At 63.7% G+C, this 19,975-nt stretch carries 18 protein-coding genes; 7 read left to right on the top strand and 11 right to left on the bottom strand.

Annotated elements, in window-relative coordinates; all coding sequences use genetic code 11:
• Positions 1 to 474 precede the first annotated feature (474 nt).
• The 3 genes from VN461_05275 (at position 475) to VN461_05265 (ending at position 2,983) form a co-directional block, all read left to right on the top strand.
• Complete coding sequence (locus VN461_05275) at positions 475 to 876, top strand: BlaI/MecI/CopY family transcriptional regulator (GenBank protein HXB54172.1); 402 nt, start codon at positions 475 to 477, stop codon at positions 874 to 876.
• On the top strand, positions 869 to 1,801 hold the full coding sequence (locus VN461_05270) for a M56 family metallopeptidase (GenBank protein HXB54171.1): 933 nt from the start codon (positions 869 to 871) through the stop codon (positions 1,799 to 1,801). The genes VN461_05275 and VN461_05270 overlap by 8 nt, the downstream gene beginning before the upstream one ends.
• Positions 1,802 to 2,362: 561 nt before the next feature.
• A complete protein-coding gene (locus VN461_05265; protein ID HXB54170.1) occupies positions 2,363 to 2,983 on the top strand; it encodes a DUF2911 domain-containing protein in 621 nt (206 codons plus the stop codon).
• A gap of 239 nt (positions 2,984 to 3,222) precedes the next feature.
• On the opposite strand, the gene VN461_05260 is transcribed toward VN461_05265, so the two are convergent.
• Positions 3,223 to 4,200 (bottom strand): NmrA/HSCARG family protein, encoded by a 978-nt coding sequence (locus VN461_05260; protein HXB54169.1) that lies wholly within the window; start codon positions 4,198 to 4,200, stop codon positions 3,223 to 3,225.
• Positions 4,201 to 4,931: 731 nt separating this feature from the next.
• Here VN461_05260 and VN461_05255 point away from each other — a divergent pair.
• Complete coding sequence (locus VN461_05255; protein ID HXB54168.1) at positions 4,932 to 7,577, top strand: TonB-dependent receptor; 2,646 nt, start codon at positions 4,932 to 4,934, stop codon at positions 7,575 to 7,577.
• Positions 7,578 to 7,725: 148 nt separating this feature from the next.
• On the opposite strand, the gene VN461_05250 is transcribed toward VN461_05255, so the two are convergent.
• The 3 genes from VN461_05250 to VN461_05240 all read right to left on the bottom strand — a co-directional run bounded on the left by VN461_05250 (position 7,726) and on the right by VN461_05240 (position 11,324).
• A complete protein-coding gene (locus VN461_05250) occupies positions 7,726 to 8,667 on the bottom strand; it encodes a site-2 protease family protein (GenBank protein ID HXB54167.1) in 942 nt (313 codons plus the stop codon).
• Positions 8,668 to 8,987: 320 nt separating this feature from the next.
• Entirely contained in the window at positions 8,988 to 10,217 is a 1,230-nt protein-coding gene (locus VN461_05245; protein HXB54166.1) for an MFS transporter, read from the bottom strand.
• Between the two features lie 252 nt (positions 10,218 to 10,469).
• The gene (locus VN461_05240; GenBank protein HXB54165.1) at positions 10,470 to 11,324 is read right to left on the bottom strand and encodes a hypothetical protein; all 855 of its coding nucleotides are present in this window, start codon (positions 11,322 to 11,324) and stop codon (positions 10,470 to 10,472) included.
• Between the two features lie 291 nt (positions 11,325 to 11,615).
• Between VN461_05240 and VN461_05235 the strand changes: the two genes are divergently transcribed.
• Entirely contained in the window at positions 11,616 to 12,263 is a 648-nt protein-coding gene (locus VN461_05235) for a hypothetical protein (GenBank protein HXB54164.1), read from the top strand.
• Between the two features lie 64 nt (positions 12,264 to 12,327).
• On the opposite strand, the gene VN461_05230 is transcribed toward VN461_05235, so the two are convergent.
• Positions 12,328 to 13,143, bottom strand: a complete 816-nt coding sequence (locus VN461_05230) for an SDR family NAD(P)-dependent oxidoreductase (protein ID HXB54163.1) — start codon at positions 13,141 to 13,143, stop codon at positions 12,328 to 12,330.
• A 63-nt stretch (positions 13,144 to 13,206) separates the two neighbouring features.
• Here VN461_05230 and VN461_05225 point away from each other — a divergent pair, with 63 nt between their 5' ends.
• Positions 13,207 to 14,439: a hypothetical protein gene (locus VN461_05225; protein ID HXB54162.1), complete on the top strand. Its 1,233-nt coding sequence runs from the start codon at positions 13,207 to 13,209 to the stop codon at positions 14,437 to 14,439.
• A 32-nt stretch (positions 14,440 to 14,471) separates the two neighbouring features.
• Here the strand turns inward: VN461_05225 and VN461_05220 are convergent, their stop codons facing one another.
• From VN461_05220 to VN461_05210, 3 genes are all read right to left on the bottom strand, one after another.
• The gene (locus VN461_05220) at positions 14,472 to 14,996 is read right to left on the bottom strand and encodes a DUF4395 family protein (protein HXB54161.1); all 525 of its coding nucleotides are present in this window, start codon (positions 14,994 to 14,996) and stop codon (positions 14,472 to 14,474) included.
• A 351-nt stretch (positions 14,997 to 15,347) separates the two neighbouring features.
• Positions 15,348 to 16,049 carry a VIT1/CCC1 transporter family protein gene (locus VN461_05215; protein ID HXB54160.1) on the bottom strand — a complete coding sequence of 234 codons (702 nt, stop codon included), beginning with the start codon at positions 16,047 to 16,049 and terminating at the stop codon, positions 15,348 to 15,350.
• Positions 16,050 to 16,055: 6 nt separating this feature from the next.
• Positions 16,056 to 16,574 carry a peroxiredoxin gene (locus tag VN461_05210; GenBank protein HXB54159.1) on the bottom strand — a complete coding sequence of 173 codons (519 nt, stop codon included), beginning with the start codon at positions 16,572 to 16,574 and terminating at the stop codon, positions 16,056 to 16,058.
• An 806-nt stretch (positions 16,575 to 17,380) separates the two neighbouring features.
• On the opposite strand from VN461_05210, the gene VN461_05205 reads away from it, so the two are divergent.
• Positions 17,381 to 17,833 carry a DoxX family protein gene (locus VN461_05205; GenBank protein HXB54158.1) on the top strand — a complete coding sequence of 151 codons (453 nt, stop codon included), beginning with the start codon at positions 17,381 to 17,383 and terminating at the stop codon, positions 17,831 to 17,833.
• Positions 17,834 to 17,872: 39 nt separating this feature from the next.
• Here VN461_05205 and VN461_05200 read toward each other — a convergent pair whose 3' ends face one another.
• From VN461_05200 to VN461_05190, 3 genes are all read right to left on the bottom strand, one after another.
• Positions 17,873 to 18,955 carry a tetratricopeptide repeat protein gene (locus VN461_05200; protein HXB54157.1) on the bottom strand — a complete coding sequence of 361 codons (1,083 nt, stop codon included), beginning with the start codon at positions 18,953 to 18,955 and terminating at the stop codon, positions 17,873 to 17,875.
• Between the two features lie 47 nt (positions 18,956 to 19,002).
• Entirely contained in the window at positions 19,003 to 19,404 is a 402-nt protein-coding gene (locus VN461_05195) for a PA2779 family protein (GenBank protein HXB54156.1), read from the bottom strand.
• A 98-nt stretch (positions 19,405 to 19,502) separates the two neighbouring features.
• A partial coding sequence (locus tag VN461_05190) for an RNA-guided endonuclease TnpB family protein (protein ID HXB54155.1) occupies positions 19,503 to 19,975 on the bottom strand: 473 nt, incomplete at its 5' end.

The following is a 19,975-nucleotide window of genomic DNA, read 5'->3' as shown; positions in this document are numbered from 1 at the left end:
GTGCTCGGTTTGTGCGGTGAGCGCGAAGCCGGGGAGGGGAGCGGCCTGGAGGACGGTCGAGGAGAGGATCGCCACTGCCAGGGTGGCCGCTGTCTTCTTCAGTGCGCTCATGCCGTACTAACAGAGCAACACCGAGACCGCAGCGTAACCGCATTAAAATCAGTTACTTATCTTGAGAAGGGTTGAAATAAGCCGGGCATTCTTCCCGATCAAGCCTCTGCTCTAGCAAGGAACTTATTGATTCAGTTAGAGTTCGGTGAAGAGAGAGCGGCTCCCGTGCATCGGGACTGAGACCCGGTGACAGGGGGTCATGTTCCCGGGAGAGTCACGCAGGACAGACTTTTGTTGCGAGAGACGGCTGGCGAGCGGAGCGTGGGACTCGCTGGGAAAGGTCACTCCCCCCTAGCAACCACGATTGATTCGCCTGGCCACCCAACGGATGCTGTAGTAGCATTGCCGAGACCTACAGGAGATATGAACAGACCACGTCTTTCAAAGGCCGAAGCCCGAATCCTGGAGCAGTATTGGAAACTGGGGACGTGCTCTGTCCGCGAGATCCTCGACAGCTTGCCCTTGGAGGAGCGTGTCGCCTACACCACCGTTCAGACCCTGGTTTATAGGCTTGAGGCGAAAGGCGCTCTGCGCAAGGTAAAGAAAATCGGCAATGCCCAACTCTTCGAACCCGCGATCGAGCAGGCCGAATACCGGAGCGGGCTGGTTCGAGATCTCCTGGACCTATTCGGCGGGTCCTCACGTCTGCTCGTGTCCAATCTGCTCGAGAGTGGCACGATCACGCTGAAGGATTTGAAGGCTCTTCAACATGCCGTGGGCGGCAGCAATAGCAGGCGGGGCCGTGGAGGGAAAGGGCATGCATGAACACATCGCGCGCGCGCTGTACTATTGCCAAGTTCACCTCCTATACGCCTCCATGGTCGGATTCGCGGCATGGGCTCTGACGTCGATCCGGGGTGGAAGCGCGACCACCAAATATTGGATTTGGGTGGCGACATCGCTCAATTTCATTCTGCCCCTAGGCGCCGTTCTCGACAAACTCTTCGCGGTGCACCTTTCGTGGGCCGCACCGCTAGGTGTCGTCGGCGACTTCGCCAATACGCTCTCTCGAGGCCCAGGCGCGGCCCTGCTTTCGGCCGTGTGGTTGCTCGGTGCAGTCTCGATGCTCACGCGGCTTGGTTTGCGGATACGGGCTGGGCGCCCTGATGCCCAGGACAGGGCAGGCCGGGGCGCCCATGAGCTGAGGCCGCGTTTCCTCGCCCATGGCGTCCCGGTGAGGTTCGGCGGGAGCGGGCAAGCTCCGGGCGTCGACGGCGTTCTGCGTCCCCACATTTCACTTCCCGAGGGAATTGACCAATTGCTCACTGAGCATGAGCTCAACGCTGTCCTCATCCATGAGCTGACCCATGCGAGAAGACGGGACAACCTAATACGACTCATCTATGAAGTGGGTCTCTGTGCGCTGTGGTTTCATCCGCTCGTTTGGATCACGGGCTCCCGCCTCGCCCTGTATCGGGAGCTCTCTTGTGACGAGTCCGTCATTCAGAGCGCCTGCGGGGGGGACTTGGTGTCTGCGCTCGCGAAGCTCGCGAATCCCGGAAGGGCGTTCATGCTCCAAGCGACAGCCTCGTCATTCCTAAGCCATCGTCTGGCCCGGTTGGGGGCTCAGCCTCAACCGACGTGGCGCTCAGCGAGCGTGGCGCTGACCATCGCTTTTGGCGCAGTGCTCCTGTGGGCCGTCTTTGGAACGGTGGCGCATACAGCCTGTTGTTTCGTCGTCAAGGCGTAGTCTCCAGGAGATCAGCAACGAACGGGCCGTAAACTGCTTGGCAGTCTCCTGCCCGGCCCCGGGGAATGGAGAGTGGCGGCCCGCCACGCGCACGCGCTCAGAGCTCGAAAACCATTTCTTCGGCAACGGTGGCTGTAGTAGACTGGACGCACTGTGTAGTAGGCGTTCAAGGGATGGGATATCGAAGCGGTGCAAAGACGGTCTAGAGACGTGAGCTGGCTCTGCGGTCAGGCTCTTCCGGGGCTGCCTTGTTCCCTCGGCATGGATGCCGAGATGGTCACCGATGAGCAGATCTCATGACCTATGTGCCTCCGACCGGCTTCAGTAGCTGAGGGGAGTCTCCGAGTGCCGCCGATGCCTATTTTGCGGGGGGACAGATGGATTTGGCCCGGCAGCATGCTGAAAGGCGTTGGTATTGCCGGACTCCCATACGGTGCCGGCGTCCTCATGGTCCGATACGGAACGGCGGGGGAGTGAGATTCGACGCGGCGCGCAGCGGATTCGACAAGCGGTCGTCTCCGATCAATTGTGAAGTGTCAAACCCTTCAAAGGAGTCTTCTGATGAAGCACGTCGCTGTCTATTTCGTCGTCATGGCTTCCCTCTGTAGCGTCGTGAATGCGCAGCAGGCCGCGGCGCGGGGAACGGCTGAAGCAGTTGTGGGCGGCAAGAAAGTTACCGTGGAGTATGGACGGGCCGAACTCAAGGGTCGCACCATCGATTCCTTGATCGCGCAGTTACCGGCGGATCGCGTGTGGAGGACGGGCGCAAACGAGCTCACGACCCTCACAACCGCGGGCCCTCTTTCCGTGGGAGGCAAGAACGTGCCCGCAGGCACGTACTCGGTCTATGTCTACGCACCGGCTACGGGTGACTGGTCCTTGATCCTGAACTCAGACCTAGGGATAGAGCTCGGCGCCTTGGGCAAGTTTTTTGGCGTTTCCTTCGCAGAGGCTGAGGCCAAGAGGCTATGGCCCCACAATGAAGGGTATGCGCCTGACCCGGCGAAGAAGATTCCCGGGATCGCCGACAAGGAGGTCGCCCGAGGGTCGATGAAGGCAGGTACCGCAAACCCGGCGGTCGATTCGTTCACGATGAGCCTGAGCTCCTCGGGGAACGGCGCCATCCTGACCTTCGCCTGGGGCGAGAAGACCTGGTCCGCGGATCTGAAGCCGGGCAAATGACCCGGTCCGGCGCCGGAGCCGACCCAGCCACAATTACACCAGTTCAGGGCGCCCGGACAAGTGGGCAGGCTCAGTTCATCGCGGCGCTCTACCCTAGGATGTACTACTCCGTAGGGAATGCCAGGACCCGCTCCCGGCAGTTCCGAGGGCACTCAGTAAATGCCGGCAGCGGCTGTCTCATATTCGTTGACACGTACCGGCTCAAGAAGGTGAGTTAGAAACAGCAGTAAGCGTCGCGTTCAAGCAACGCTAGGCCCCGGCGACGTGGGCTCGAGAGGGATGGCGTTCTTGTGCTTTGCAAGCCAAGTCTTGAAGTCCTGCAGCGATGGGTTCAGCGACCTCGCAAACGAGGGGCTGCGAGCGCCGCAAAAGTATTCCTCGAAGTCGCGCTTGAACTGAAACATGTTGCCCAAATCGTCCGCGCCCGGGAAGCCGAGCCCGCGGAAGAACTCCGGGGACACACTGTTGTAGCGGACTTCCTCGCCCAGAGCTTCCGTGAGCGCGGCCGCCATTTGAGCGCAAGTGGGGTGTTCACCCGCGATTCCGACGGTCTTGCCGATGAATTCCCGACCCTTCTTGAAAATCCCGTACGCGCATTTGCCGATGTCCTCGGCCGCGATCCCCGGCAGCTTCCGGTCCCCCATGGGGAAAGTGATAACCAGCTTTCCATCGGGGCCTCTTCGGGGGGCAGTACCAGGGTAGAGGAAGTTGTTCCAATAAAATGAAGTCAGCAGGAACGTCGTTGGTACGCCGAGATCTCTAAAATACTGATCGGCCTCGCCCTTGCCGTCAAAGTGTGGAGTCTTGTATTTTCCGTGCAGAGTCGGCATGCGGCCATCACTAAGAGGCACCCACTTGCGCGTATCTTCGAGTGTGGACCAGATGGCGTGCTGCAGACCGGTCGCCTTGGCCGCTGTCGCCATCGATTGAACTTCGGCGATTTCCCTCTCGGGCGTGAAGTGGGTCCAGAAAAATGTGACGCAAAAGGCTCCGTACGCGCCGTCGAATGCCTTCTTCAAGCTCTCGACGTCGTCAATGTCAACGGCGACGACTTCTGCACCCAGCCCAGCTAATTCGCTCGCCTTCGTGCTGTTGACGTCTCTGGTGAGTGCTCGTGCCGTGAATCCGCCGTTCGGATCATTGATGATTGCCCTGACTAGGCCGCCGCCTTGGGCGCCCGTCGCTCCCAGCACCGCAAGAATTCTTTTGCCCGCCATGAGTTCCGCACCTCACCTCTTAAGTCTGCTTGTTGATTTTCCGGAGCGCCCTCGACCGCAGCATACCACCTCGGGCATTGGGCCGAGTCCGGGCAGGGCCGTGGCCGAAGTGACAGACACCCGGTCCATTTCTCCTTCGCCCTGGGGAGGGAGCGCGTTCAAGACGGAGGGCCACCTGATAGAGCCTGTCTTGCCCAACGCTTGGCGATTGCCGTTCTTGCTGCTATCATCACAGGGTTTTCGGTACGAAGGTCGTGTGGGTTCGGACGCCTACAACCCTCGAGCGAGTATCGACCGGATCGAGTAGGTTGCTAAAGGGGCAGAGCTGAGAACGTGAAGCGGAATCGGACGAAAGCGCTGGCGTTTGGCCTTTCCCTGCTGGTGCTTCTGTTTGTCCTCCAGGCTGCCCCCCACGCGCACCAGAATGGCCAGGACGAAACCGCCTGCCAACTCTGTCATGCCGCCCACATGGGGCTTCATCCGGCCGTCGTTGGACCGGCCCTTCCCAGGCCCCTTCTAAACTCTGGCAGAGTCTCGCCCCAGAGTCTCGCCTCCCGCGACCCTCGGTTCTCACTCGACTGTCCTTCCCGCGCACCGCCCTCCGCTTAGTACTCAAGCACCGAAGCTGATTTTGCGGCGTGGCGCCGGCTCCGCTCGAGCCGCACGCCGCTGACCCGTTCAGCCGAGATCAAACAATTAGCGGAGGATCGCCCCGCAAGGGGCGGGAGGACATGATGATCCCCTTCTCAGGCTACCGCCTTCTCGTCACGGCTTCGTTTCTCATCGTGTTTGCTGCAACCGGTTGGGCCCAATCCTCGGGGTCGATCGAGGGGGCCGTTAAAGACCCCTCCGGCGGGGCAGTCCCGAACGCCAGAGTAGAAGTGAGCAACATGGTGAGCGGCTTCAAGCGCACGGCCACGACCCGAAATGACGGTGGATTTCGTTTCACGAACGTACCCTTCAACCCCTACCACCTTGTAGCGCGAGCGGAGGGCTTTGCTCCCAACGCACAGGATGTGGATGTCCGGTCGGGGCTTCCCGTCGTCGTCCAAATCAGTCTTCAGATTAGCGCCCTAGCCGTCGACGTAACGGTTGAGGCGCATGGTGGCGATCTGGTAGAGAACGATCCAACCTTCCACACCGATGTGGACCGGGGGCTGTTTGACAGACTTCCCCTGGAGAGCCAGTCCTCTTCCGTGAGCTCCCTCGTGACCCTCGCGACGCCGGGAGTCGTCGCGGACTCGAACGGCCTCTTCCATGCACTTGGGGACCACGCCGACAACTCGTTCTCGGTCGACGGGCAACCGATCACCGATCAGCAGAGCAAGGTGTTCTCCAACCAGATTCCGATCGAATCCATCGACGCCCTCGAGGTCATCTCCGGCGCTCCCCCTGCGGAGTTCGGAGACAAGACCAGCGTGATCATCAAGGTGACGACCCGCTCCGGCCTGGGCCAGAGCCCGCCCAAGGGGTCCGTGAGGGCCTCGTACGGGACCTTCGGCTCGGTGAATGGGTCCTTCGACGTGGCGTTTGGCGGTCCGAAGTGGGGCAACTTCCTCGCCGTGAGTGGCCTCAACACCGACCGGTTCCTAGACCCCCCTGAGCTTCAGGGCCTGCACGACCACGGCAGCGAGCAAAACGTCTTCGATCGGCTGGACTATCAGATCTCCTCCGGGGACACGATCCGCGTGAACGTCGGGTACACACGGTCCTCGTTTCAGACCCCCAATAGCTACGACAGCATGAACGACGGGGTGACCGACCCCAACGGCAACCTCGTCGGACCCCAAAATCAGAGCTCGCTCATAAAGACGTTCAACGTTTCGCCGGCCTGGACGCGTCTCGTGAATGCGACGACGCTCTTCACCCTGGGCGGGTTTTTCCGTCAGGACCAGTACACTTACTCCCCGAGCGCCAACGTCTTGGCGGATCAGCCGGCGACCATCAGTCAGGAAAGAAAACTGGCGAACGCCGGCGTGCGGTCGGACATCTCTTACATGAAGGGAATCCACAACCTCAAGGTAGGATTCACGCTCCAACAAACCTCCTTGACGGAGAATTTCAACTTCGGGATCACGAGCCCCGCCACGAATCCGGTCTGCTTGAACGCCGATGGGAGTCCCGACTCGGACCCAAGCCCGACCGACCCCAACCAATGTACCGGGAGCCTTCAGGCGAACCCAGGGTTCCTCCCGATTCTCCTGCCCTACGACCTCACGCGGGGAGGGTCCCTGTTTCCCTTCAACGCACACAAGAACATCAAGCAGGCTGCGTTCTATGTACAAGACACGATTACGAAAGGCGGTTTGTCCCTCAACCTGGGACTTCGTGCCGATCTCTATCGGGGAATCACGGACGACTCTCTTTTCGAGCCTCGCGTGGGCGCTGCCTACAACATCAAGCAGACCAATACCGTACTCCGTGCCTCCTACTCGCGCATTCAGGCAAGCCCGTACAACGAGAATTTGATCCTGGCCAGCTCGGGCTCCGCTGACCCGGTGATCAATGCTGTTTTCAATGGCCAAAACACCCAGACTCTTCTGGGGGCGATCAAGCCGGGGCACCGCAACCAGGTCAATGCCGGGTTCCAGCAAGCCTTTGGAAGGTTTCTAGTGATCGACGCCGACTACATGTGGAAGCACACCCTCAATGGGTATGACTTCAGCGTGTTTGGTAACACACCAGTCACCTTTCCTATTGCCTGGACACAGTCAAAGCTGGACGGGGTGTCCGTGCGCGCGAGCCTGCCGAATTTCCACGGGTTGACCGCATTCGTGGTTGTGGGCCATGTGAATGCTCGATACTTCCCACCGCAGATCGGAGGCTTGGGAGCGACCGTCACGGGAGGAGAAGTCTTCCGGATCGACCACGACCAGAAATTCCAACAGACGACCCACATCCAGTACCAGCCCTCGAAGGACTGGCCTTGGATCGCGTTCAACTGGCGCTACGACAGTGGCCTCGTGGCGAGCAACCCGAACCTCATGTCCTTCCAGACGGCGCTCGCCTTCCTCGACGGGGATCAACAGGCCGCCGTGGGGCTCTTCTGCGGGAGCCAGGTGGGGACGCTCGCGAATCCTCTGACTCCCGCTGGTTGCGCCAAAGAGACCAACGTGGGGGCCACCCGGCTCGTCTTCGCGGCCCCCGGCACCTTCGACGTCGACCACAACCCGACCCGTGTGAGCCCGCGCCACCTTTTCGATGCGAGCCTCGGGGACGACAACCTCTTCCACGGGGACCGGTACAAGGTGAGCCTGCGGCTCTCGGTCACCAACCTCACGAACAAAGTGGCGCTCTTCAACTTCCTCTCAACCTTCAGTGGGACCCACTTCGTAGCTCCGCGTGCCTTCAGCGCGCAGTTGGGCTTCCATTTCTAGAAAGAGCTCGAGCAGGGGGCCTCGCGGGACGGATCCTGCCCGTCCCGTGAGGCCCAGGCGATACCGGCCTCTCGGGGGGTCCATGGCGAGGTAGTCGGAGGTACGGCTTCGGCCTCGACCGGATGCCCCGATTTCGTGGACGCGTTGACTAAGTCTGTAATCGTTGTGCCGGCACGGTCGCCGCGGCCCATCCGCTCAGGGGGCTTTGAATGCCGCAATCGGCACAGCTGGTCTGCGCGAACTGGGCCCCACAGTATGGACAGACCGCGTGTGTTTCGAAGGTGTCGAACTGCTTGTGACACTGGGCGCACGCCCAGAACGTGCCGATGGGCGGCGCGCTCCCACAGGAAGGACAGGCAAACCCCTCGCGGCGCGGCAGCGCGGCCAATCGAGCGAGGACGCGGGCACGTTGAAAGCCGCGCCAGCAATTCAGGGCCATGAAGGCCGCGATAATGCCGATCCAGAGCCTTACCCCTATGGGGTAGTTGCCCAGGACAGCGAGAGCTACGAGCCCCAACACTCCCAGGAAGCCGACAAGGGTGGCCACAGTCAGGCTGCGCGCGCGTCCAAGGGCGAACCAGAGCAGGGAGCGGAGGATTTGGCCGCCATCGAGGGGATAGACCGGTAGTAGGTTGAAGATCAGAAGGACCAGGTTCATCTCCGCGACAGCCCGGACAAATACGCCGAGATCCGGGATCACTATTTGCAGACCCAGGTATCGGATCAGCAGGGCCAGGCACACGATAATAGGGATGAGGATGACGTTGACGAGCGGCCCCGCCGCGGTGCTCCATAGGGTGGCGCCCGGGCGCTGCGGCGGGTTGACGTAAGCCAGTCCTCCAAGGGGCCAAAGCAGGACTTGATTGGCGGTGCCCCCCGACTGCCGGCAGGCCAGGGAGTGCCCAAATTCGTGCACGGTCACGATCAGAAACAGTGTGAGGTACTCCAACACGTTCCACACGGGTGAGTGGTAGTGGCCCCTCCCCCCCTGGACTTCGTAGAGCGCGACCACGAACCAGGACCAGTGGAGAAACACGTCGATGCCGGCCAGTCGGAATAAGCGAAAAGCACCTGGCTTGCTTGGCGGCATAGGGACCCTGTTATCACACCCCCAGCGGGAAGGCCAGGACGATACGGTCGGGATGGCAGGACTGTCGAAGATCGCGACATGAAGCCCCGGGACCGTTTCGAGCGAGCCCGTGCCGGAGGCGTCGGGGGGATCCGGGAGTAGAGAGCTAGGCGCGCCGCTCGGCTGCTGCCCGCCCTGCGGCTGGGCCCTCCCGGCCGAGCGCTGTGCTCAAAGCTCGACGGCGAGGGGTCAACGGGAGGAGCATGCGCGCGCGTTCTATCACCCCGGGGGGCATGGGGTCTCCTTCCCCGGACGGCGCGCCCACGCCTTGGGGCCGCTTCTCAGCCCACAACGGGGCTGGTGTTGCCGGTCGGGATGGGCTGAGTGGGGTGGAACCCGAGGAATAGAAGGGCGGCCGCGACCAGCCCAAGCAAGGCGGGGACGAGGAATAGCCTTGAGAAGTCGACCCCACCGGCAGCCGTACGAAAAGCGTCGCCCAGGGTCCCCCAAAGCAGGCTCCCGGCGAAGGGCCCCAGGCCCAGGATCAGGAAGTTGAAGAGGCCCTGGGCGCTTGCGCGGGCGTCCTTGGGGAACTGCTCATCAACGAAGATGTAGACCGACGCGAAGAAGAAGGCATAACAGAAACCGTGAACGATGTTGCTGCCCACGACAAGCCAGGCCGGGCGGCCCAGGGCGTAGATGAGGAAGCGGACAACGTGGCCGAGGATTCCGAAGACCATGGTCCGGCGCCAGCCCAGCCGCGCGAGGAAAAAGCCCAAACTGGCCATGGTGGCGATCTCGGCGATCTGCCCGATGCTCATAGCGGGCATGATGAGGTTCTCGGGGACTCCGATGGCAGCGAGAAGCGGGCTCGTCCAAATGAAATAGCACTGATGGACCAGCGCGTCGATGAAGGTGACAAAGAAGAGCACGAGAACGCTCGGGACAGCCAGGAGTCGGATCGCCTCCAGGGGAGCACTCCTCTTCTTGACGTCGCGCGACGGGGGAGTGGGAGGGAGGAGCAGGGAAAACGCGGCGAGGGCCAAGGAGGCGCCGCCCGCGACAACGAAGATGCTGGTGAGGGCCGATTCCAAGGCGGCCCCTTCCTTTCCTTTTAAGATGAAGACGAACGGCCAGCTGGCGGCGATCCAGCCGATCGTCCCCCAGAGGCGCACACGCCCGAATTCCTTCTGGGAGTCCTTCAAGTGGTGGAAACAGATGGAGTTAGTGAGGGAGAGCGTGGGAACGTAAACCAGCATATGGACGAGCATGGTGAGGAAGAACGGCCAGAAGGTCTTTTGAAAGGGGAGAGCAAGCATGGCTAGGCCGCCGACAACGTGGCTGACGAAGAGGAACCGCTCGGTGGAGAGATAGCGATCCGCGATCTGGCCGCTCACGAACACGGCCGTGACGGAGGCCACCGCCTGGGTCGCGAAGATCCAGCCGATATCGGTCCCCGAGAAATGCAAGAAGTCCTTCAGGTAAAGGGCCACCAGCGGCAGCCACGAGCCCCAGATGACGTACTCCAAAAACATCATCACGCTCAGGCGCCAGCGGGCGCTGTTGGGCATGCTCTCCTCCAAGGTTCGGCGACCATCATAACCGGGTCGGGATGTCCCGGACAGGCCGTGATGCCCTATTCAGCCGCGCCGCGGCTAGGCTTGCTGGGCCAGCCCACCGGGGGAGGTTCGACGCACACGAGTGGCGCCCTGGGAGCCTGGCCGCCACTGTCCGGCAACGGTCAAGAGCAACGAACGATGACCGCAGAATGCCCCCCGCACCGCGGAAGAGTGCTTCTCAGGAGGGGTAAGCCCGTGCGGGTCTTACTCGATCAAGAGGGCGGTCCGGAGCAAGATCCGGGCTGCCACCGGCTTGTCTCCCTGGCGGGCGGGATCAAGGCGCCAGGCGGCCAGTGCCCGCTTCACCACGGCTTCGTGCCTCTCCTCGAGTCCGGTCTTGAGCACCGGACTGCGCAGGCGGCCGTCGCTGCCCACGACCGCGACGAACTCCACCTCGCCTTGCTGATGGATCTTACGGTTGGGGTCGCGAAGGACCGGCTCCACCGAGAGGAGCACCTTCGGCCACGTCGTGACCGAGCGTCCCAGCCGCCTCTCACTCTCGCTCGCATCGGGCTCCTTGGAAGCCACCGCGGTTTCCTCGCCCACCGCCGGCCGATCAAAGCGGATACCGTAGGCCGCCAGATAGGCCTCGGGCGCGGGAAGCACGAGGCTGACGCGAGCCGCGACCTCCTCCGGAGGGTCCTGGGACTGGAAATCCGAGACGGTGAGGCTTAGGGTGGGCGCGGCCGTTCGGCACCGCTCTTTCCGGCGTGCCCGGCCCGAGACATTGGGCTCACCCAGGACCTCGAGGCTTAGGCGCACCCGCCCGTTCTCGAATGCACCGTCCGCCACGTGAACCGCGACGTCGCAGTCTCCTCCTTGGCGGGCAACGTCCTTTTTCTTGAGGGATACGCTCTTTTCTTTGCCGTAATAGCGCAGAACGCGGTCTTGACCGATAAAGGATTTGAGAACGTCCACCGGAGGCCGGGGAGCCGTGGGGCCGCCTTTTTGGGCCCCTGAGCGACACCCTGCGCCGGTCGCGAGGACCACCGTCAGGGCAATGGTCCCCCGCCTCCAAAGCCTCGCCGCCGCTTGTCGATTGCTCGTCGTCTGAGCCATGCCCCCTCCTCGCCGCGGGGCCAGGATACCAGGATCCGGGCACCTACAGGAGGGATTGTCGCAAACCAGGCCGATCTCCGATCGGCATGCTGGGGGCCGCGATATGAGCCGCAAGATCCACTGGCTCGGTTCAGATTGGATGATGCGGAGCCAGGCTTTCGCTGCCTCGACCCTCATGCCTAGATGAGAGACGCTTCATCGATGGAGTTTCGAGCGGCTGCGCCCTGGGGGGAGGCGCTTGGTTTTCCCGGCCGAAGGGATGAAGATCGAGGGGTGGAGACGAGCTCGGCAATGGCACCTGGATCCGCGGTTCGGGAAGGGACTACCGGCCGCTACGTATGGCTCTGGCTCTTCGGCCTGGCCGTGGGTTGGTTTGAGGCCTCGGTTGTTGTGTATCTGCGGCAGCTCTACTATCCGAGCGGCTTCCATTTCCCCGTGCTCATCACCTGGGACCGTGTCGTGGCGGTCGAAGTCATCCGTGAGGCGGCCAGCATTCTTCTCCTGGCTGCCGGCGCGCGCTTGGCAGGACGCCACTTCCTCGAGCGTTTTGCGGCCTTCCTGCTCCTTTTCGGGATCTGGGACCTCGTCTACTATGGGGCGCTAAAGATCGTGCTCGGCTGGCCTGAGGGCCTAGGGACCTGGGATGTCCTCTTCCTCATCCCGGCCCCCTGGGTCGGGCCCGTGTGGGCTCCCTGCGTCGTTTCGCTCGCCCTGCTGGGGGCAGGCACCTACCTCTACTGGACCGCGGATCGGGCCCGGCAGGTCCGGCCCCTTGACTGGTCGGTCGAGATCCTCGCCGGCCTCATCGTGATCTCGTCGTTTCTGGCGGAGTCACGAGCCGTCGTAGAGGCTCGCACCCCCGAGCATTTCCCGGCCTGGCTTTTCTGGGTGGGGTGGGTGTTGGGCCTCGCCTGGTTCATTCGAGTGGAACAAGCCTAGGCGCAAGGCAGGCGAGCGGTGGGGCCCGGGCGGCCCTGGAAGAGGCCAGACGAGCACTAGCCGGCTAGTCCCTGACGATGCCTCCATCCAGGTTGATCGCTTCACCGGTCATGTTGGACGCGCCGGGTGAGGCCAGGAAAGCGACAAGGCTCCCCACATCCTCGGGCGTCTGGAGCCGGCCGAGGGGAATCGAGGAGAGGACCATTCGCCGGTAGTCGGCCGCGCTCAGTCCCGCCAGGACGCTTGATTCCCTAAGGGCCTGCTCCAGCATGGGAGTGTCTACGGCCCCGGGACAGATAGCGTTGACGGTGATGTGGTGGGGGGCGAGCTCTAGGGCGAGAGCCTTGGTGAGGCCGAGCACCGCTGCCTTGGCCGCGCAATAGTGGGCCTGGAAACGGAAGCCCACTCGCGCGGCGATCGAGCTCACGTTGACGATCCGCCCGCCGCTTCCCCGGGCGATCATGTGGCGCGCTGCCGCCCGGGCGCAGAGGAAGACACCGCGGGTGTTTACGGCGAAGGCTTCGTCCCATTGCCGCTCCGTCAGCTCGACAAAGGGGGCGAGGCTGACGGCCCCCGCGTTGTTCACGAGTAGGTCGAGACGGCCGTACTCCTTCAGGACACGCGCGAACACACGTCGCACGTCGGCCGCCGATGTGACGTCGAGCTTCAAGGCTCGGGGCATCGGTCCGGGCGCGCTCCCGGTGGGTAATCTGGCCGGCGGCGCCAGGTCGGTGGCGATCACCTGCGTGCCCCGGGCGCGCAGGGCAGCCGTGATCGCGCGTCCGATGGCCCCCCCGGCACCGGTGACCAAGGCGACCGGGGGGATAGCATCGGGTTTTGTTCTCGGTCCTCCCTTGCTGTTTTGATCAGGCCCAGGCATGTGATTGACATCCTCCCGCGATCATGGAGTATCACACACGCGATGGTGCGGAGGAGCGGCCCGGTGTCCTTGCTGTTGGCCGTGGTGGCGGCCGCGGCGACGACGGAGGGCGCCTACCTGCTCGTGGTGTCCCGGCCTGCCTTCAGAACCTGGCTGAAAGGGGAGCTGGAGCGGAGCGGTAACGGCGCCTTGTCCTTTGGGCCGATAGGGGGTAACCCCTTCCGGGTCGAGCTCGTGGGCGTGGCCTTCGAGTCTCACGGATCCTCGAACGTCAAAAAGCTGCACGCCCCTGTCGCCTATGCCGCGCTGGAATGGTGGCCGCTGCTGAGGGAGCGAACGGTCGTTCTCAAGAGCCTCATCCTCGAGGACGCCCAGGTCGAGGTCAGGCCAGAAGGCGGGCGGCCGGAACAAATTGCCTTCCCCCTGCCCGCGCGAAGGATCGTCCTGCGACGAAGCGTCGTGCGCGTGTTCAAGTTGAGCGGGTGGACGGTGGTCCTCACCGCCGTCGAGGCCGCTCTGAGCCAATCAGGCGCCGGCGACTCCCTGTCCGTGAGCGGCACCCTGGAAAGCGGTCGGGTGCGGGTCGGGAATCTGGTGATCCAGGATCTCAGGGGCGACCTGCGGGTGGGGAATGGTGCGCTTGAGCTGGTTGTCCGGGAGGCGGCGGTTCATGGGGGAACGTTGAAGGCGAGCGGGGTACTGCTTCTCGATCCCCCGCAGCCTCTGCAAAGAATGGTGGTGGCCGTCTCGGGCAGTAGCGTTCTTTCCGCGCTGCGGGGGCTGGGCTACTCCGACCACTTTGGGGGGAGAGCGTGGCTGGAGGCGACCTTCCGGGGCCGCCTTACGCCACTCGCGCCCAGCCTGGCCGGGACGGGGCGGCTGAGAGTGGATCGGTTCGCGGTACGCGCGGATCTGCCGCACATCAACCTGTTCAACATCGCCCCCGTCCTCAACCAGTTGAAGCGGGTCGAGCACTTGGCGGGGGGGGCTCAGCTTGAGTTGAATGGTCAGCGGGTCGGCCTGACGGGGTTGGTCCTGGTGAGGCCGGACTTGAGGATAACCGGCTCCGGCTACTTTACCCTTGCCGGAGACCTCTCAGCCGACTGCCGGGCCTTTCTTCGGGGCGACCTCGCGAAGGGTGTGCCCCCCATGGTGAGAGCTTCGCTCGAAAACAGCCAGACGGGGGAGTTGATCGTGCCTTTCAAGGTCGGGACCACGCTGGCCGACCCCAAAGTGGACATTGGTGGGGTCGTGAAGGGAACCTTCCTACACCCGTTCAAGAAGGTCTTTGACTGAGGACCTAAGATCAGGACTCCCTCGGGGCGCGGTCACCCTCGAGCCCAGGGGAGCGTGGCATTGGCGAAAGCCGCGCGACCCCGCAGGAGATGGTAGACGTAGGCCCCGAGGCAGAACCGGCCGAAGAGAAGCGCCGCGAAGGCCACAACCAGCAACCCCTCCAACACCGCCGAGACCAGCGGCGCTCCCACCAGAAGGGCGATCGCCGCTCCCAGCAAAAGAGTCGCGGCCATGCCTTGGGCGAAACGTCGGGGGCCGGGAGCAGGATCCAGGTGGGGCATGCCGCGGGGCGTAGCCCGGAAGCGGTTGTAGGCCAGCTCGAAGGGGTTGAGCCGGGGCAGGCCCGCGTTCCACGAGAGTACCGCGGCTAGGACGAGGAAGATGACGCTGCCGACGAGGTGGAGCCCCAGCCAGCCCAGGGTGATCCCCACCAGGATGAGGGGGAAGACGATTCGAGGCTGGAAGTAGAGTCCAGCAAAGTGCATGTTGCAAGCGTCCGGCGGCTCCGCCGGGAACCCCTGTTGCTTCATGAAGTTCGTCACAATTGGTGAAGCCATCGCCACCCCACGGTCCTCGATTCACTCATAATAGCCGATGAACGGTTGTCGCGATGTTTGGCAGGCCTCGAAGTCAAACCGAGGACGTTGTCGGAGTCGGCGTCCTCGACATGCCGTTCACGCTTCCCGCGGCGGCCGCCGACGTCGGCGGGGGTCTCGAACTTCCACGTGCTTAACTTCCGGCCCTCCCGGCCGTAGCGCCCGTCAAGTGGGCGAGCCAGGATGCCACGCTACTACGAACCGACGCCGAATCAGGTCCATATCAGCCTTGGGCGGCCTTTGCTCGGTGGCAATCGGCTGCCGGAGGTCGCGTTCGATCAAGCGCTCCGATGAGAAACGCGCAGCCACAAGCTACGGATGGGCGGGCAGAAGTAGTCCAAATAAGTAGCCGATGCCCGCGGCGCCAGCGGCGATGCTGAGGAACTCGAGCCCCGAGCGCCATCGGTTCCGGCCCGCGAGCACGGCCTTGGCTGCACCAATGCCGAAGAGCCCAAGAGCAGAGAGAACTAGAGCCGCTCCCAGGGCGGGGTAGGCAGCAAGGAACATGTAGGGCGCCAGGGGGACCAAGGCCCCCAAGGCGAACCAAACACCGATGACGAGCGCGGAGGTGACGGGTGCGCTGGGGTCGAGGGCGGAGAGTCCAAGCACTTTCTCCTGAAAGGTCTTCAGGAAACTCTGCTCTCCCTCTTGGAGGAGCTTCACGATTCGGTAAGCCTTGTCTTTGGGCAACCCTTCCTCGACCATGGCTTGGAGTAGCTCCTCGCTGGCGAGGTATGGCTCCACCGTCCACCGCCGGCGCTCCTCTTCTATCTCGCGCTGGTAGACCTCGATTTCCGCCTTGCCGGAAAGGTAGGCCCCGGCCGCCATCGACACCGCCCCCGCGAACATCTCCACCAGCCCGGCCAGGAGAACCAGTCGACTGTTCGCTCCGGCACCGTTCAGGCCCGCCACGAAACCGAGCGTGGACAGCAGGCCGTCTTGCACGCCGAAGACGACCTCGCGGATGCGCCCCTTGCGCTCGATGGCTCCTCTTTTTGAAGCAATCTCGGACATTGAGCGCTACGGCCTTTTCTCGGTGGGCTCGCCCGGCCGCCAGTCGGCCGGACAGGCGCGGCCGCTCTGAAGGGCACGCAATACGCGAAGGGTCTCCTCTACGCTCCGCCCAACGTTGCGGTGGCTGACCATGGCGTACTCGATGACGCCGCCCGCATCGATGATGAAACTCGCGCGGAGTGCACGCTGGTCCTGGGGATCCACGACCTCGTAGGCCCGGCAAGCCGTGCGCTCGGTGTCGCTGAGAAGGGGGTAGTCGACTCCACCGAGTTCGCGGGCCCAAGCCAGGTGCGTCTCCGGCGGGTCGACGCTGACGCCCAGGATCTCGCAGCCGCTGGCGCCGAACTCGGGCAGCAGCTTCTGGAACCCCGTTACCTCGGTGGGGCAGATGAAGGAAAAGTCGGCCGGATAAAAAAACAGGACGAGCCAGCGCGATTGGTAGTCGGCGAGCCGGTAACGCTGGGTCTGGCCTTGGCGGACCCCGATTAAGTCGATGGGGGCCGCGGTGGCGCCGATGGACAACATGATGGCCGACTGTATCTTCGGGCCAGACTCGAAGGCAAATCGGCTGGGTGCGCAGGAGCCCCGGTCCCGCGTGGTCCCGGCGGACTGCCGGCTGCCCACTTGTAGCTCGTAAGGCCGGTCGCCCCGGGGCCTCGCCGGCCAGGATCAGCCCATGTCGAAAGACTCTCACTTCCGGTACAGTTGGGTCATCGCGAGGGATCTTTGGCGGTTTCCCAGAGGAAGTGCTTCGCCTGTAGTCAGGGCTTGCCCAAGCGGGGTCGGCGGCGGTGTCCGGAGTGTGCCCGGGTCTTCAGAGGGGCGGGCTGGGACGGCATCGATGCGCATTGGCGGGCGAAGCACGAGAGAGTCATGTCCTACGAGGAATTCTGGGCCTCGCTGTGCCGGGCGCACCGGGAAGCGAAGTCCGGGATGTGCCCCTCTTGTAGGAAAGGCATCCCGAGGATGTGGCCCTGCCAGTGTCCCGAGTGCGCGCAAGTCTTCAAGGGCCGTGGGTGGGGTGGAATCGAGGCGCACTGGAAGTCCCGGCACGCGGACGTCATGAGCTGCGAGAACTTTCTAGCCTCGCTGTGCCCCGCTCACCGCGGAGCTGGAGATCGCTCGACCGGGTTTCTTCCCCTGGAGGACGAATAGTGAGGGGCGGTGGCGGAGATGGAGAGGCCGAGGAGGATCGCTCCGACGTCATTGTCGACGAAGCGTCGAACGACTCGTTCCCCGCCAGCGACCCACCGCCGTGGACCCTGGGCCGCGACCCAGTTCCGTCTCCAGGGCCGGATGGGGGGACGCGGGCAGCAATGAAGGAGGTGCGAATGCGGCAACGACTCTTGAGGACGGAGCCCGACGTTGCCCTGCTGATTCTGCGGGTTCTGGCGGGCGTGGTCTTCTTTCCGCACGGCGCTCAAAAGGTCCTGGGTTGGTTCGGCGGGCATGGGCTGGCGGCGACGATGGGTTCTTTTACGGGGAGGCTCGGCATTCCCGCCGTCTTCGCCGGCCTCGCCATCGTCGCTGAATTCCTTGGATCCCTGGGCCTGGTGGTGGGCTTCTTGACCCGCGTGGCCGCTTTCGGGTTGGGCTGCGTGATGTTGGTGGGGGCGCTCCTCGTCCATGCGCGAAACGGGTTCTTCATGAACTGGAGTGGCAGCCAAGCCGGTGAGGGCTTCGAGTACCACATCCTCGCTCTCGCCATCATGCTCGCGCTGATGATCAAGGGAGGCGGTCTCTTCTCCATCGACGGGGCGCTGGCCGGACGCCGCCCACGCTGAGCGCGGTGGGGTAGCGCGGTTGGGAGTAAGTAGCCTGGGCTAGGGTCGCCCCAAGGCAAGGAGGGCGGCTTGGATAGCCCGGCTCCTCTCCGTCGTGGGGCCGGCATCCAGCGCCTCCAAGAAGCTAGACCGGGCTTCCTCGGCGCGGCCGCAAGCCCAGTGCGCCCGGCCCAGCCCTTCGAGAAGATCGGCTCGAGCTCCCACGGGAGCGGGGCCCACTCCCACCAGGGCGGAGGTAAAGGTCTTTTGCGCGTCGGCGCATCGACCCCGTGCGAGTTGGATCCGGCCGAGCGTGTCGAAGGCCACCGGCTGATCGGGTCCGGCCTCCCGCGTGGCCGCGAGCGCCAGCTCCTCGGCCTCCTCGAGCCGGGCGCCTCCCCGCAGCAGGAGCCAGGCGAGGTTATTGAGAGCGTCGGCCAGATCTGGCGACAGGACGAGGGCCCTGCGGTAGGCTTGCTCTGACTCCTCAAAGCGGTCGAGTCGCGCTTCGACGTTTCCGAGGTTGACCCAGGCCTGAGCGGCGTTGGGCCAGGCGGCGATGATCGCGCGATACCGGGCCGCGGCCTCAGTCCAGCGCTCCACACCCTCTAGCTCAACCGCGCGTCGGAGCTCGAGGCCCAGCTCCCGTCGCGGACGGACGAGCAGCAAGGCGTGACTGGTGCCTCGCCAAGCCCGTTCCAGGCGCGCCAGGGAGGTCCAGCGGACCTTCCCATCGCCAAACTGCACGCGGAAGAGCCGACGACCAGGATCGAAGCCGTCTACAACTACATAGTGGTAGATGTCCCTTCGCTCTCCCGGCACATCAAGCAGCTTCAACATCAGGATCGAAGGGTGCTTCTCCGCGATTTCCTTGCTGATCGTCTCACCGTCGCCCGGCACCAGGGAGGCGTCAAAACCACGCTGGCGGGCGGCGAGCAGCAGATCGACGGAGAGCACGCCCCCCCCGGGAGCCTTGGGCAGGTCGGCTCCTAGCTGGGCCTCCGAGACCATGTCGCCGTACGAATTCAGCACTAGGGAGAGGCTGCCGGGGCCGCAGCGATCGGCGTCGAAGGCCCGAATCGGAACCTGATCCAGTACCTGAGCGTTTGGGCTAGGCGGGCGCGAGCGCGGAGGAAGCGTCACACAGCCGCAGAGCGTCCCGAGGAGGAAGACCCCGGCGAGGGGCCGTCTCAGAACAGGGTCACCAGAATCCAGACCACGATGGCGACCGCGAGGAGCACCCAGATGTAGCGGGGCACGTCTCCGGCGGCCTGGATCTGATTGACGTGGGAGGCGAGCGAGCGCAGATCTTCGTCGGAAAGCTGGGCCAGACGTTTCTCGACTTCGTTAGGCAGCAGGCCTCGCGCGGATAGGGCCTTGCCTACCTCGCTGCGCGCGACGGCGTCCCGCAACTGCGCAAGGTCTGCCTGGCGGGAAGACGTGCCCGAGGAGTCGGTAGCCTTTGAGGGTATGGTGCCGGCGAGGCAGACTCCGGGCTGCGACAACGTCAGGAGCGCCGCCGACATCAGGGACACCAACCGAGTGCACTGCTTGGCCATCACCTGGCCTCCCGAGAATAAGGGCAGCCGCATTAAGGTCTCAGAAATGATGCCCAGTCGCGGCAACGGTGTCAAGCATCTGGGGCACGGATCGAGTTCGGTCTTCGCGTCCTTTGAGTCTCGGCCCGGGTTTAGCATTTAGCCCGGGCCTCGGACTCCTGCGATTCACGCTTCCCTAGGCGTCCCGACGTGAGCGGCACGCGCCGCCCCGCCAGGGGGGTTTCGCCCTCCACGCGCATGACTTCCCGCGGACCTCGCGGTAGTTCCAAAATCCTCAGCCCCTCTTGCCGGATGTTGATGGCCGCGTTCACGTCGCGGTCATGCTCAATCCCGCACTCTGGGCACGTCCACCTCCTCGCGGATAGAGGTAGCTTCTCCACTACGAAGCCGCAGGCCGAGCAGCGCTTCGTGCTCGGAAACCACCTACTCACACGCACGAAGGTCCGCCCATACCAGAGGGCTTTGTACTCGAGCTGCCGCTGCAGCTCGGCGAGCGCCCCGTCCGCTAAAGCCCTGGACAGGTGGCGGTTACGCAGCATTCCGGATACGTTCAGGTCCTCGACGCAGATCAGTTGGTTATCGTGAACCACCTTCGAGGACACCT

This window comes from Vicinamibacteria bacterium (assembly GCA_035570235.1).
Classification (GTDB): domain Bacteria; phylum Acidobacteriota; class Vicinamibacteria; order Fen-336; family Fen-336; genus DATMML01.
Note: the sequence above shows the minus strand (reverse complement) of the source record. Positions and strands in the feature narration are given on the sequence as shown.

Bases quoted from the DNA above. Each gene is read 5' to 3' on its own strand.
- VN461_05275 (HXB54172.1), top strand. From the start codon at position 475: ATGAACAGACCACGTCTTTCAAAGGCCGAAGCCCGAATCCTGGAGCAG.
- VN461_05270 (HXB54171.1), top strand. From the start codon at position 869: ATGCATGAACACATCGCGCGCGCGCTGTACTATTGCCAAGTTCACCTC.
- VN461_05265 (HXB54170.1), top strand. From the start codon at position 2,363: ATGAAGCACGTCGCTGTCTATTTCGTCGTCATGGCTTCCCTCTGTAGC.
- VN461_05260 (HXB54169.1), bottom strand. From the start codon at position 4,200: ATGGCGGGCAAAAGAATTCTTGCGGTGCTGGGAGCGACGGGCGCCCAA.
- VN461_05255 (HXB54168.1), top strand. From the start codon at position 4,932: ATGATGATCCCCTTCTCAGGCTACCGCCTTCTCGTCACGGCTTCGTTT.
- VN461_05250 (HXB54167.1), bottom strand. From the start codon at position 8,667: ATGCCGCCAAGCAAGCCAGGTGCTTTTCGCTTATTCCGACTGGCCGGC.
- VN461_05245 (HXB54166.1), bottom strand. From the start codon at position 10,217: ATGCCCAACAGCGCCCGCTGGCGCCTGAGCGTGATGATGTTTTTGGAG.
- VN461_05240 (HXB54165.1), bottom strand. From the start codon at position 11,324: ATGGCTCAGACGACGAGCAATCGACAAGCGGCGGCGAGGCTTTGGAGG.
- VN461_05235 (HXB54164.1), top strand. From the start codon at position 11,616: ATGGCACCTGGATCCGCGGTTCGGGAAGGGACTACCGGCCGCTACGTA.
- VN461_05230 (HXB54163.1), bottom strand. From the start codon at position 13,143: ATGCCTGGGCCTGATCAAAACAGCAAGGGAGGACCGAGAACAAAACCC.
- VN461_05220 (HXB54161.1), bottom strand. From the start codon at position 14,996: ATGGCTTCACCAATTGTGACGAACTTCATGAAGCAACAGGGGTTCCCG.
- VN461_05215 (HXB54160.1), bottom strand. From the start codon at position 16,049: ATGTCCGAGATTGCTTCAAAAAGAGGAGCCATCGAGCGCAAGGGGCGC.
- VN461_05210 (HXB54159.1), bottom strand. From the start codon at position 16,574: ATGTTGTCCATCGGCGCCACCGCGGCCCCCATCGACTTAATCGGGGTC.
- VN461_05205 (HXB54158.1), top strand. From the start codon at position 17,381: ATGCGGCAACGACTCTTGAGGACGGAGCCCGACGTTGCCCTGCTGATT.
- VN461_05195 (HXB54156.1), bottom strand. From the start codon at position 19,404: ATGCGGCTGCCCTTATTCTCGGGAGGCCAGGTGATGGCCAAGCAGTGC.